Origin of the sequence: Streptomyces sp. NPDC048521 (assembly GCF_043199855.1) — a bacterium.
Classification (GTDB): Bacteria; Actinomycetota; Actinomycetes; order Streptomycetales; family Streptomycetaceae; genus Streptomyces.
Window position 1 is genome coordinate 582309 of record NZ_JBICWR010000003.1, and the last position, 12507, is coordinate 594815.

Genomic DNA, 12507 nt, shown 5'->3' on the forward strand with positions numbered 1-12507 from the left:
CCCGGAGGGTGCCGTGCCGTGCGGGACGTGCGGGAGATGACGGATCGTCAGCGCTCAGCCGAGGACGGCGAGGGCGTCGATCTCGATGAGGAGGCCGGCCGGCAGACCGACGTAGACCGTCGTGCGGGCGGCGGGCGGCTGGGTGAGGCCCTGCTCCTCGAAGTAGGTGTTGTAGATCTCGTTCATCTCGGCGAAGTGGTCCACGTCGGTCAGGTAGACGCGGATCATCATCACGTCGTCCCAGCCGGCGCCGCCCTCTTCGAGGATCGCCTGGACGTTGGCGAGGGTCTGCAGGGTCTGCTCGCGCAGGGTGGGACCGGCCGGCGTCGGGGGCTTGCCCTCCTCCGCGGGCAGGAAGCCGACCTGGCCGGCGACCTGGAGGATGTTGCCCTTCTTCACGCCGTGGGAGAACTTCGCCGGCGGGGTGGTGTGGGTCTTCGGGGTGAGCGCGATCTTGTCGGTCATACGGTGGTGCCCTTCACTGGCGTTCTTCCGGAGTACTCGCCGCTGATCGCGTCCGCGGTACGGCGCACCTGCGGGAGCAGGGTGAGGAGTTCGTCGGCGGTGACGACGACGTTGGGCGCGGAGACCGACATCGCCGCGACGACGCGCCCGTCGGCGCCGCGGATCGGTGCGGCCACGCAGTTGATGGACTCCTCGTGGCCACCGAGGTCGGTGGCCCAGCCCTGTTCGCGCACCTGGTCCAACTCGCGCAGGAAGGCCGCGGCGTTGGGGGTGGAACGGGCCGTGTAGAGGGGGTAGTCGAGCTTGTCCGCGAGGGCGCGGCGCTCCGGTTCGGGCAGGTCGGCGAGGAGCAGCTTGGCGACCGCGGCGACCGTGATGGCGACGGGCTTGCCGATCCGCGAGTACATGCGCACCGGGTAGCGGCTGTCGACCTTGTCGATGTAGAGCACCTCGTTCTCCTCGTAGACGGCGAGGTGCACGGTGTGGCCGCAGGCCTCGTTGAGGCGGACCAGGTGGGGGTGGGCGATCTCGCGGATGTCGAGGTTCTCCATCGCCTCCTGGGCGAGGGCGAACAGGCGGGCGCCGAGGCGGTAGCGCTGGTCGGACTGGCGGTAGACCAGGCCGTGCTCGTGCAGGGTGCGCAGGAGTCGCAGCGCCGTGGACTTGTGGACGCCGAGGCGGTCGGCGACCTGGCCGAGGTCGGCGGGGCCCTCGGCGAGCAGCGGCAGGATGCTCAGGGCGCGGTCGACGGTCTGACTCATGGGGTGTTCGCCTCCTCCGGGGCCTGGTCGGCTTGCGTCCAGCCGGGGCCGATTCGAAGTCTCCCCCATGCGTCGTCGTCGAGGGCGGCCAGGCGGTCGGTGTGGCTCATCCAGGCGGGGCGCCGGGCGGCGGCTCCTCGGGGGACGGTGCCCAGGTGGCGGGCGGGCGGGGCGGCGAGGTCGCCGGGCGTGGTGAGCGCGGCCGCCGCCATCAGGTGCCCGTGCCGGATGCGCTCCCGCGGGGGCAGTCCGCGCAGGGTGCCGGAGAGGAAGCCGGCGGCGAAGGCGTCGCCGGCGCCGACGTGGGCGACGACGTCCACCTTCGGCGCCCGGACGAAGGTCGCGGTGCCGTCGGCGTCCTGCGGCCCGTCGGTGTTCCTGTCGAACGCGGTCGCTCCGCCCGCGCCCTGCTTGACGACCACGATCGAGGGCTCGGGCAGCGCCTCCAGGATGGCCCGGCCGCCGCGCAGCCCCCACGCCTGGCGTGCCTCGTCGTCGCCGACGAACACGATGTCGGCGCCCCGGGCCAGCTCCAGCAGCACGCGCGGGCCGTCGGCGTCCGGCCACAGCGCGGGCCGGTAGTTGACGTCGAAGGAGACCAGCGGCCGGCCGGGCCGGGGTGCCGTCAGTGCCCGCATCAGCTCCAGGCAGTCGTCGGACAGCGCGGCCGTGATCCCGGACAGGTGCAGCACCCGCCCCGCCCGCACCGCGGCCAGGTCGACGTTGTCCACGGCCATGGCGGAGGCCGCCGACCCGGCCCGGTAGTACGCCACCTCGTGGGCGTCGGTGTCCCGGTCGGCCGCCGTACGGAAGTAGATGCCCGTGGGCCGGGCCGGGTCGGTGCGCACGGCGTCGGTGTCGACGCCGTACCCGGCGATCCGCTCCACCAGGTACTGCCCGAAGCCGTCGGCCCCCACCCGGCTCACCCATCGCGCCGAGTGTCCGGCAGCCGCCAGTACGCAGGCCACGTTGGACTCGGCACCGCCGATGCCCCGCTCGAAGGACGGCACGTCGGCGAGGCTTCCCGGCCCGGACGGCAGGAACGTGACCATGGACTCGCCGAGCGCGACGACATCGACGACGTCGGGGGTGGCGCGGGGGTGTCCGTCGGCGGTCACGATGGTGGGGCTCCTCGTCCGTGTCCCGGGGCGGCGGTTTCGTTGACCCGGTGTTGGCCGAGATGTTAGACAGCAGTGAGCGATATACGCAATGGATGTTGCACAACATGCAACAGGCCAGATCAGGAGGGGTACATGGGCCGTCATACCGGCACCGAAGCGCTCGCCCGCCTCACCGGGGAACGGGTCGACCACCGCTTCAAGGGCCTCCCGCCGGACGCCGACGGCCTCACCGTCGGCGAGCTGGCCGCCCAGCGCCGCAACCTCTTCCGCGAGACCGACGGCTTCACCACCCCGGTCCTCGCCCTGTCCGCCGAGCGCCTGGAGCACAACCTGGCGCTGATGGAGACGTACACCGTCCGGCACGGCCTCGCCTTCGCGCCGCACGGCAAGACCTCCATGGCCCCGCAGCTCTTCCACCGCCAGATCGGGCACGGCGCCTGGGGCATCACGCTGGCGGTGCCCCACCAGGTGCGCGTCGCCCGGGCGTTCGGCATCCGGCGGATCTTCCTCGCCAACGAGCTGGTGGACGCCGCCGCCCTGCGCTGGATCGCCGCCGAACTGGCCGCCGACCCGGACTTCCGCTTCGTCTGCTACGTCGACTCCGTACGCGGGGTGGAACTGATGGACGCGGCCCTGCGGGGCGCCGCCCGCCCGGTGGACGTGGTCGTGGAGCTGGGCGCCGGCGAGGGGGCGCGGACCGGGGTCCGCACGGACGCCGAGGCCCTGGCCGTCGCCGACGCGGTGGCCGGCGTCGAGACGCTGCGGCTCGCCGGCGTGGCCGGGTACGAGGCCCAGGTGCCCGGCGCCACGCCGGAGCGGGTGCGGGAGTGGCTGGAGCGGCTGGTCGCGCTCGCCGTGGAGTTCGACAAGGCGGGACGGTTCGCGGGCGCCGGAAAGATCGTGGTGAGTGCCGGCGGCAGCGAGTGGTTCGACGCGGTCGCCGACGTCTTCGCCGCCGTCCCCGAGCTGTCCCTGCCCGTCCTGAAGCTGCTGCGCTCCGGCGCCTACGTCTCGCACGACGACGTGCACTACAGCCGGCTGACGCCGTTCAACCGGGTGCCCGAGGAGGGCGCGCTGGAGCCCGCGTTCCGGCTGTGGGCCCAGGTGGTATCCCGGCCCTCGCCGACGGAGGCGTTCGTCAACGCCGGCAAGCGGGACGCCGCCTACGACCTCGACCTTCCGGTGGCGCACGTGGTACGCCGGAACGGCACCGAGCACCCCGCCGCCGGCGTCGAGGTGAGCGCCCTGTCCGACCAGCACCTGTGGCTGCGCACCGGCCCGGACGCGGACGTCGAGACCGGCGACTGGATCGGCTTCGGCCTGTCCCACCCGTGCACGTCCTTCGACAAGTGGCAGCTGATCCCGCTCGTCGAGGCGGACGGCACGGTCGTCGACTACATCCGTACGTTCTTCTAGGAGGCCCGCGTGGAGGACCTGGTCATCCGGGACGCCGATGTCGTCGACGGCAGCGGCGCGGATTCCTACCGCGCCGACGTCGTGGTCGACGGCGGCCGGATCGTCTCGATCGTCAAGGAGGCCGCCGCGGCCGGCTGTCAGCGTCCGCGCGCGATGCGCGAGGTGGACGCGGAGGGCCTGGTCCTCTCCCCCGGCTTCATCGACATGCACGCCCACTCCGACCTCGCCCTGCTGCGCGACCCCGACCACAGCGCCAAGGCCGCGCAGGGGGTCACGCTGGAGGTGCTCGGCCAGGACGGGCTGTCGTACGCCCCGGTGGACGACCGCACGCTGGAGGAGGTGCGGCGGGCGATCACCGGCTGGAACGGGTACGGCGACGACATCGACATCGACTGGCGCACGGTCGGCGAGTACCTGGACCGGCTCGACCGCGGGATCGCCGTGAACGCCGCCTACCTCGTCCCGCAGGGCACGGTCCGCGCGCTCGCCGTCGGCTGGGAGGACCGCGCGGCCACCCCCGAAGAGCTGGACCTCATGCGATGGTTGGTGGCGGAGGGGATGGAGCAGGGCGCGCTCGGCCTGTCCTCCGGGCTCACCTACACCCCGGGCATGTACGCCGAGGACGCCGAACTGACCGAGCTGTGCCGGGTGGTGGCCCGGTACGGCGGCTACTACTGCCCGCACCACCGCTCCTACGGCGCAGGTGCCCTGGAGGCCTACGCCGAGATGGTCGCGCTGACCCGGGAGGCGGGCTGCCCGCTGCACCTGGCCCACGCGACGATGAACTTCGGCGTGAACGAGGGCCGGGCGCCCGAGTTGCTCGCCCTGCTCGACCAGGCCCTGGACGCGGGCGCGGACATCACGCTGGACACCTATCCCTACACCCCCGGGTGCACCACCCTGGCCGCGCTGCTGCCGAGTTGGGCGAGCGAGGGCGGCCCGGAGGAGATCCTGGCCCGGCTCACCGACCCGGCGACGGCCGAACGCATCCGGCACGACCTGGAGGTGACCGGCTCGGACGGCTGCCACGGCGTGCCGGTGGAGTGGGAGACGATCGAGATCTCCGGCGTCACCGAACCTGCCCTGGCGGACCACGTGGGCCGTACGGTCCGCGCCTCGGCCGCCCTGCGCGGCGAGACCTGCTGGAGCACGGCCCGCCGCCTGCTGGTCGAGGACCGGCTCGGCACGACGATCCTGCAGCACGTCGGCCACGAGGAGAACGTCCGCACGATCATGCGGCACCGGACCCACACCGGCGGTTCCGACGGCATCCTCCAGGGCGCCAAGCCGCACCCGCGCGCGTACGGCACCTTCCCTCGCTACCTCGGCCACTACGTACGGGAGTTGGGCGTGCTGACGCTGGAGGAGTGCGTCGCCCACCTCACCGGCCGGCCCGCGGCCCGGCTGCGCCTGCCGGACCGCGGGCTGGTGCGCGAGGGATACCGGGCCGACCTGGTGCTCTTCGACCCGGAGACGGTCGCGGCCGGCGCCGGCTTCGCCGAGCCCCGCCGCCTGCCGACCGGCATCCCGCACGTCCTGATCGACGGCCGGTTCGTCATCGAGGACGGCAAGCGGACGGACGTACTGGCGGGGCGGGCGGTCCGTCGTACCCCGGTGTGACCGACCGGCGCCGGCGGCTACGGCTTGGGCAGGGTGCAGCCGGCGGCGCTCAGGTCGAGCTTGTTGCCGGTGGTGAAGCAGGCCGGGATGGTGTAGGTCTCCTGGCCGTAGTTGATGCCCTGGCGGACGGTCACGGTTCCGTTGGCGTCGACCTCGCACGGGTTGTTGTCGGTGCAGCGCCCGCCGTCCTCGTTGCCCGTGTTGTTGACGGCGACGACCTTGCCGGTGGCGGTGTCGATCACGGGCGAGCCCGAGGTGCCGCCGATGGTGTTGCAGGAGGAGGTGTAGCGGACCGAGTCCTTCCAGGTCCAGGCGCCCTCCTTCAACCGGTACACGAAGCCGTCGATGGTGCAGCTGTAGGTCCGCTTCCAGTAGCCGGAGACGACCTTGATGGCGGTGCCGGCGGTGGGGTGCGTGTCCTGCACGGTGAGCGGGCTGATGCCGTACGAGTTCTTGATCGCCGCGTACGTGGTGGTGGTGCGGTAGATCGTGACGTCCGTGTCCGTCATGGTCGAGTAGACGACCTGGTTGGCGCGGAGCGTGGCGACCTTGGTGCCGGCGGAGTTGAGCAGGCCGAAGCTGCGGCTGGAGGACTGGCCGGTGATGACCTCGCCGGGCTCCGGGAAGCCGGTCTCCAGGCAGTGGCCGTTGGTCAGTACGAGCGCCGGGTCGGTGTCCGCGGAGTTGGGGAAGCGGATGACGGAGCCGGAGCAGTTGCTGAGCGAGACGGTGCCCGCGAAGTCGACGGTCACCGCGGCGGCCTTGGCGGTGTGCGGCGCGGCGACCGCGGGGGCCGCGCCCATCCCGGCTATGGCCAGGGAGGAGAGCGCGGCAAGGAGAGGCTTGTTCATGTGGGGGTCCCCTCTGACGACTTGGGCGACCGGAGAACGTCCGGTCGCCCACCTGTTTGTCATGCGCATTCTCAGCGCAGAGGGGGGCGGGAACAAGGAGCCGGCTCAGGTCATAGGGGTTTCCCTGTACCGCCGACCACGCCAACAAACGTATTTCTCCCGCTACTTCACCCCCGACTCGGTGACGACGGCACCGAACAGGACGGGACCCTCGACGACGACACGCCCGGAGGGGACGACGGCTAGCAGGCCTGGGTCAGTGCGGCGCCCCCGGGGCAGTGGCCTGGGCGCGACGGCGCCTACCGCGAGCCGGGCGGTGTTCGGCGGGCAGTGGTGCCGAGGTGTGAGGATGTCGGGCGCCCGGCCGGTGGCGTTCGGCGGGCGGCGGGTGCGCCGCCCGGGGGTCAGTGGGGCTGCTTTGTGGCGCCGTGGCCGTGGCCCCGGCCGGGGGTGTCGGGGGCGGACGTCGTCGGGGTGACCGACGTGGCCGTGGGGGCCGGGGTGGCCGACGCCGTGACGGTCGGGGTCGAGCCGGTGGTTGCCGGGGTGCCGCTCGCCCGGGCGGTCGTACCGCCCTGGGACCCGCGGGTGGCCGGCGGAACCGCCGCACCGGACGGCGAGGCCCCGACGGACTCGCCGCCGACGGTCGGAGCCGCCGTGGTCGGGGCGGCGGTGTCGGTGCGGGTGCTCGCGGTGACGGACTCCCGGACGACGTCGCGCCCGCCGCCCGCGGGAGGGGAGCCGTCGGGGGAACCCGAGCCGCCCGACAGGGCGGCGATCACCGCGACGGTCCCGGCCACCCCGACCGCTCCGGCGACGACCGCCACCCGGCGCCGCCCGCCCGTGCGCCGGGCCTCACGCCGGCGCACGGCCCGCCCCTCACCCGGCTGCCGCGGCGCGGTCGGCCCAGGCCGCGCGGGCAGGCCGGACTCGGCGGACGGGTCAGACTCGGCGGACGGGTCGGGCTGCGCGGGCAGCTCGCGCGTGGCGTCGTAGGCGTCCTGCCAGCCGTGGGCGGCGGCGGGGTCGGCGTAGGCGTCGTAGGCGGGGGCGGGCTCCGCCTGCGGGAGGTACACGTTCGGCGGACCCTGTGGCTCGCCGGCCGGTCCGTGCACGCTGTACGCCCCCGCCTCGCGCTCCGGTTCGGTGGACATGACAGCGGATTCTAGGGACGCAAGTGACTCCCGAGACAGCCAACGGCGATATCCGGGCAAACCTCCGTGTCTCACGTGTCGGAAAACACGACCCGAGAGGCGTTACCGGGTCGTAAGCTCACGGACATGCAGGTGATCCAGTCGACCAAGCTCGCCAACGTCTGTTACGAGATCCGGGGCCCGGTTCTCGAGGAGGCCATGCGGCTTGAGGCGGCGGGCCACCGCATCCTCAAGCTGAACACCGGCAACCCGGCCGCCTTCGGCTTCGAGTGCCCCCCGGAGATCCTCGAGGACATCCTCCGCAACGTCTCCACCGCGCACGGCTACGGCGACGCCAAGGGGCTGCTGGCCGCCCGCCGCGCGGTCGTCATGCACAACCAGACCCTCGGCATCGAGACCGACGTCGAGCACGTCTTCATCGGCAACGGCGTCTCCGAGCTGATCGTGATGGCCATGCAGGGCCTGCTGGACGACGGCGACGAGGTCCTCGTACCGGCGCCGGACTACCCCCTGTGGACGGCGGCCGTCTCCCTCTCCGGCGGTACGGCGGTGCACTACCGCTGCGACGAGCAGTCCGACTGGATGCCCGACCTCGCCGACGTCGAGCGCAAGGTCACCGACCGCACCAAGGCCATCGTCATCATCAACCCGAACAACCCCACCGGCGCGGTCTACGACGAGGCCATGCTCAAGGGGCTGACGGACATCGCCCGCCGGCACAACCTGCTCGTCTGCTCCGACGAGATCTACGACAAGATCCTCTACGACGGCGCCACGCACACCCCGACCGCGAAGATCGCCCCGGACCTGCTCACCCTCACCTTCAACGGCATGTCGAAGGCCTACCGGGTGGCCGGCTACCGCGTCGGCTGGATGTCGATCTCCGGCCCGCGCGCGCACGCCGACTCCTACATCGAGGGCCTGACGATCCTGGCGAACATGCGATTGTGCGCCAACATGCCGGGCCAGCACGGAGTGGTCGCCGCGCTCAGCGGACGCCAGACGATCAACGACCTGGTGCTGCCGGGCGGCCGGCTGAAGGAGCAGGTGGACACCGCCTACGAGCTGCTGACGCAGATCCCGGGGGTGAGCTGCGTACGGCCCAAGGGCGCGCTGTATCTCTTCCCGCGCCTGGACCCGCAGGTGTTCAAGATCAGGGACGACCGGCAGATGGTCCTGGACCTGCTCCGCCAGGAGAAGATCATGGTCGTCCAGGGCACGGGGTTCAACTGGCCCGAGCCGGACCACTTCCGCGTGGTGACCCTGCCGACGGTCGGGGACCTCAGGGACGCGGTGACCCGCATCGGGAACTTCCTGGACGGATACAGCCAGCCGTAGCGGACGGAGACCGACGGACCGCAATCCGTGACCCGACTCAACTTTAGACGAAATCCAAGCTAAGATGGCTTCCTGCAGCGCACAGGAGGCCATCACCCATGTACGAACCGATCCGCACCAAGTCGGTCCACAGCACGATGGCCGGCACCCCCTCGGACTTCCCCCACCGCTCGCGCGAGGAAGAGCTGGACATCCAGCTCGCCGGGCACCTCACCGCGCTGCTCGCGGTCACCGACGAACTGCGCGCCCTGACCCCGTCCGCCGACCTGGACGCGGCCGCCGAGCGGCTCACCGGGCAGGTGGCCCGGCTGCGGGGAGGACGCGCACCGTTGCGCGCGACGCCGTCCGCCACCGGTGACCCCGCCGCCCTGCACCGGCGTGCGCACGCCCTCGCCGGCCGCGCGCTGGTGGTCGCCGCCTCGCGCGCCGACACCGCGGCGGCGATCCTCTCCGCCGAACGGATGGACGCCCACGCGGCCGCGCTGTCCGAGCCGCAGGAACTCAGCACCGCCCACTGACCCCGCCCTGCGGGGTCACCCGATCGGCCCCGGTCCGCGTGCACCCTCAGCGACGCGCGGACCGGGCGCCACACTCCGCGGCCGGTTGCGCCGCAGCGCCATCGAGCGGGCCTGGTCCGCGACGCCGTCTACCGACCCGGCCCCACCAGCTGAACGCGGCCTCGCCGCGCCAGGGCCGGCCTCCCGTACCCGGGAAGCCGGCCCGATCCAGTGTCGTGGTGGTCAGGGGCAACTGATGCGGGTGTCGCCCCTGTCGGTGGTGCAACCACGGCCGGCCGTGACGATCGCTGGTCAGGGCATCCGGACCGGCCGTGGAGTCTTTGCCGCGGGCCTCAGCCCAGGCGCTCCACCAGCGCGCGGTACTGGTCCCACAGCTCCTTCGGGGTGTGGGCGCCGAAGGTTTCGAGGTGCCCGGGGACGAGGGCCGCCTCCTCGCGCCAGACCTCCTTGTCGACCGTGAGCAGGAGCTCCAGGTCGGACTCGGACAGTTCGAGACCGTCGGTGTCCAGCGCGTCCTTGGTCGGCAGCACGCCGATCGGGGTTTCCACGCCCTCGGCCTTGCCCTCCAGCCGCTCCACGATCCACTTCAGGACACGGGAGTTCTCGCCGAAGCCGGGCCAGACGAATGCGCCCTCGTCGTTCTTGCGGAACCAGTTGACGTAGTAGATCTTCGGTAGCTTGGACTGGTCCTTGTCCTTGGCCACGTCGATCCAGTGGGCCATGTAGTCGCCCATGTTGTAGCCGCAGAACGGCAGCATCGCGAACGGGTCGCGGCGCAGTTCGCCGACCTTGCCCTCGGCGGCGGCGGTCTTCTCGGACGCCACGTTGGCGCCCAGGAAGACGCCGTGGTTCCAGTCGAAGGACTCGGTCACCAGCGGCACCGCGGTGGCGCGGCGACCGCCGAAGAGAATCGCCGAGATCGGCACGCCCTTGGGGTCCTCCCACTCGGGCGCGATGATCGGGCACTGGGCGGCGGGCACGGTGAAGCGGGCGTTGGGGTGGGCGGCCGGGGTCTCGGACGCCGGCGTCCAGTCGCTGCCCTTCCAGTCGGTCAGGTGGGCCGGGGGCTCCTCGGTCATGCCCTCCCACCACACGTCGCCGTCGTCGGTGAGGGCGACGTTGGTGAAGACCGCGTTGCCCCACAGGGTCTTCATGGCGTTGGCGTTGGTGTGCTCGCCGGTGCCGGGCGCGACGCCGAAGAAGCCGGCCTCGGGGTTGATCGCGTACAGGCGGCCGTCCTCGCCGAAGCGCATCCAGGCGATGTCGTCGCCGATGGTCTCCACGGTCCAGCCGGAGATCGTCGGCTCGAGCATGGCGAGGTTGGTCTTGCCGCAGGCGCTCGGGAAGGCGGCGGCGACGTACTTGGACTCGCCCTGCGGCGGGGTCAGCTTGAGGATCAGCATGTGCTCGGCCAGCCAGCCCGCGTCCCGGGCCATGACGGAGGCGATGCGCAGGGCGTAGCACTTCTTGCCGAGCAGGGCGTTGCCGCCGTAGCCCGAGCCGTAGGACCAGATCTCACGCGACTCGGGGAAGTGCGAGATGTACTTGGTCGTGTTGCAGGGCCAGGGGACGTCCTCCTGGCCTTCCTCCAGCGGGGCGCCGAGGGTGTGGACGGCCTTGACGAAGAAGCCCTCGTCGCCCAGCTCGTCCAGGACGGTCTGACCCATGCGCGTCATCGTGCGCATGGACACGGCGACGTACGCGGAGTCGGTTATCTCCACGCCGAGCGCGGACAGCGGGGAGCCGAGCGGGCCCATGCAGAAGGGCACGACGTACATGGTGCGGCCGCGCATGGAGCCGCGGAACAGGCCCTGCTCACCGGAGAAGATCTCCCGCATCTCGGCGGGGGCCTTCCAGTGGTTGGTGGGGCCCGCGTCCTCCTCCTTCTCGGAGCAGATGAAGGTCCGGTCCTCGACGCGCGCGACGTCGGTCGGGTCGGAGGCGGCGTAGTACGAGTGCGGGCGCTTGATCGGGTCGAGCTTCTTGAACGTGCCCTTGGCTACCAGTTCCTCGCACAGTCGCTCGTACTCGGCCTCGGAGCCGTCACACCAGACCACACTGTCCGGCTGCGTCAGTTCGGCGATCTCGTTGACCCACGAGATCAGTTCCTGGTGCTGGGTGGGGAGGCCGGTGGGAGCCGCGATGTCGCGCGCCACGATTGCTCCTAAATGAGGGATTTTTGTCTTGTCGCCCCGTGGGGGCCGCGACCCGGACGCTTCGTAGCCGCTCATCCGGTGTCGACCGCACTCATTTGATCATCCGAGTTTAGTGCCCATCTGTCCAGAGGGCATCACAAGTGAGCAGCGTGAGGAATCCCACGGTTTCCGCGATTCTTTGCGGTCACGTTGGGTTCGGGTGAAGGATTTTTTGCCCGTCGGCGTTGGATGACCATGCATTGACCGGTGACTTACGGCGACGTAGGTACCATGCCGCCTATGACTGCGTCCGCCTCCGACGCGCCCAGGGACACGCCGGCCGCCGGCCGCGGTCCCGTCGCGCTCTCCTTGCCGCATCCGGTCAAGCCCAGGCTCCGGGGCTGGCTGCATCTCGGCATGTTCCCGGCCGTACTCATCGCGGGCCTGGTGCTCACCGCGCTCGCCGACTCCACCAGAGGCCGTATCGCCTGCGGGATCTACGCCCTGACGGCCTGTCTGCTCTTCGGCGTGAGCGCGCTGTACCACCGGGGCAACTGGAGCCCCCGCATGGACGGCGTCCTGCGCCGCCTCGACCACGCCAACATCTTCCTGATCATCGCGGGCACCTACACCCCGCTGACCCTGCTGCTCCTGCCCGGCAGCAAGGGCCAGTGGCTGCTGTGGGGGATCTGGGCCGCCGCCGCGGCCGGCATCACCTTCCGCGTCTTCTGGGTCGGCGCCCCGCGCTGGCTCTACACGCCCTGCTACATCGCGATGGGCTGGGCGGCCGTCTTCTTCCTGCCCGACTTCATGCGCACCGGCGGCATCGCCGTCCTGGTCCTGGTGGTCGTCGGCGGCCTGCTCTACAGCGCCGGCGGCGTGATCTACGGCATCAAGCGGCCGAATCCGTCACCGCGCTGGTTCGGCTTCCACGAGGTCTTCCACTCCTTCACCCTCGCCGCGTTCGTCGTCCACTACGTCGGCATCTCGCTGGTGGCGTACCAGCACTCCTGACCCCTTCCCGCCCCTTTTTCCGGCCACGGCTCACGAGCCGTGGCCGTTTTCGTGTGTCCGCGTCGGCGTCCGGGCACCCGACACCGACCCATTGACAGTAACCATCTTTTGAGA

The 12507-nt window shown here is 71.5% G+C and carries 11 protein-coding genes; 5 read left to right on the forward strand and 6 right to left on the reverse strand.

The annotated features are described in order from the left end of the window. Window positions 1–54 precede the first annotated feature (54 nt). Genes ACGFRF_RS10210 through ACGFRF_RS10220 form a run of 3 tightly spaced genes read right to left on the reverse strand, consistent with a single transcriptional unit; the run spans window position 55 to window position 2344 of the window. Complete coding sequence (locus ACGFRF_RS10210; RefSeq protein ID WP_393738147.1) at window positions 55–465, reverse strand: RidA family protein; 411 nt, start codon at window positions 463–465, stop codon at window positions 55–57. Continuing rightward, window positions 462–1226 carry an IclR family transcriptional regulator gene (locus ACGFRF_RS10215; RefSeq protein WP_393738148.1) on the reverse strand — a complete coding sequence of 255 codons (765 nt, stop codon included), beginning with the start codon at window positions 1224–1226 and terminating at the stop codon, window positions 462–464. The genes ACGFRF_RS10210 and ACGFRF_RS10215 overlap by 4 nt, the downstream gene beginning before the upstream one ends. Beyond that, window positions 1223–2344 (reverse strand): sugar kinase, encoded by a 1122-nt coding sequence (locus tag ACGFRF_RS10220; protein ID WP_393738149.1) that lies wholly within the window; start codon window positions 2342–2344, stop codon window positions 1223–1225. Before ACGFRF_RS10220 ends, ACGFRF_RS10215 begins: the two co-directional genes overlap by 4 nt. Before the next feature lie 135 nt (window positions 2345–2479). Between ACGFRF_RS10220 and ACGFRF_RS10225 the strand changes: the two genes are divergently transcribed. Both ACGFRF_RS10225 and ACGFRF_RS10230 read left to right on the forward strand, forming a co-directional pair. Beyond that, window positions 2480–3763 carry an amino acid deaminase gene (locus tag ACGFRF_RS10225; RefSeq protein ID WP_393738150.1) on the forward strand — a complete coding sequence of 428 codons (1284 nt, stop codon included), beginning with the start codon at window positions 2480–2482 and terminating at the stop codon, window positions 3761–3763. A 9-nt stretch (window positions 3764–3772) separates the two neighbouring features. Further along, window positions 3773–5383, forward strand: a complete 1611-nt coding sequence (locus ACGFRF_RS10230) for an amidohydrolase family protein (protein WP_393738151.1) — start codon at window positions 3773–3775, stop codon at window positions 5381–5383. A gap of 17 nt (window positions 5384–5400) precedes the next feature. On the opposite strand, the gene ACGFRF_RS10235 is transcribed toward ACGFRF_RS10230, so the two are convergent. After that, on the reverse strand, window positions 5401–6234 hold the full coding sequence (locus ACGFRF_RS10235; RefSeq protein WP_393738152.1) for a serine protease: 834 nt from the start codon (window positions 6232–6234) through the stop codon (window positions 5401–5403). Between the two features lie 404 nt (window positions 6235–6638). Next, window positions 6639–7388, reverse strand: coding sequence for a hypothetical protein (locus tag ACGFRF_RS10240; RefSeq protein WP_393738153.1), 750 nt, complete (start codon window positions 7386–7388; stop codon window positions 6639–6641). 126 nt (window positions 7389–7514) lie between these two features. Between ACGFRF_RS10240 and ACGFRF_RS10245 the strand changes: the two genes are divergently transcribed. Next, complete coding sequence (locus ACGFRF_RS10245) at window positions 7515–8726, forward strand: pyridoxal phosphate-dependent aminotransferase (RefSeq protein WP_393738154.1); 1212 nt, start codon at window positions 7515–7517, stop codon at window positions 8724–8726. A 98-nt stretch (window positions 8727–8824) separates the two neighbouring features. Beyond that, the gene (locus tag ACGFRF_RS10250; RefSeq protein WP_393738155.1) at window positions 8825–9244 is read left to right on the forward strand and encodes a hypothetical protein; all 420 of its coding nucleotides are present in this window, start codon (window positions 8825–8827) and stop codon (window positions 9242–9244) included. A gap of 332 nt (window positions 9245–9576) precedes the next feature. Here the strand turns inward: ACGFRF_RS10250 and ACGFRF_RS10255 are convergent, their stop codons facing one another. After that, a complete protein-coding gene (locus ACGFRF_RS10255; RefSeq protein ID WP_393738156.1) occupies window positions 9577–11400 on the reverse strand; it encodes a phosphoenolpyruvate carboxykinase (GTP) in 1824 nt (607 codons plus the stop codon). A gap of 279 nt (window positions 11401–11679) precedes the next feature. Here ACGFRF_RS10255 and ACGFRF_RS10260 point away from each other — a divergent pair, with 279 nt between their 5' ends. Continuing rightward, window positions 11680–12393, forward strand: a complete 714-nt coding sequence (locus tag ACGFRF_RS10260; RefSeq protein ID WP_393738157.1) for a hemolysin III family protein — start codon at window positions 11680–11682, stop codon at window positions 12391–12393. Window positions 12394–12507 lie beyond the last annotated feature (114 nt).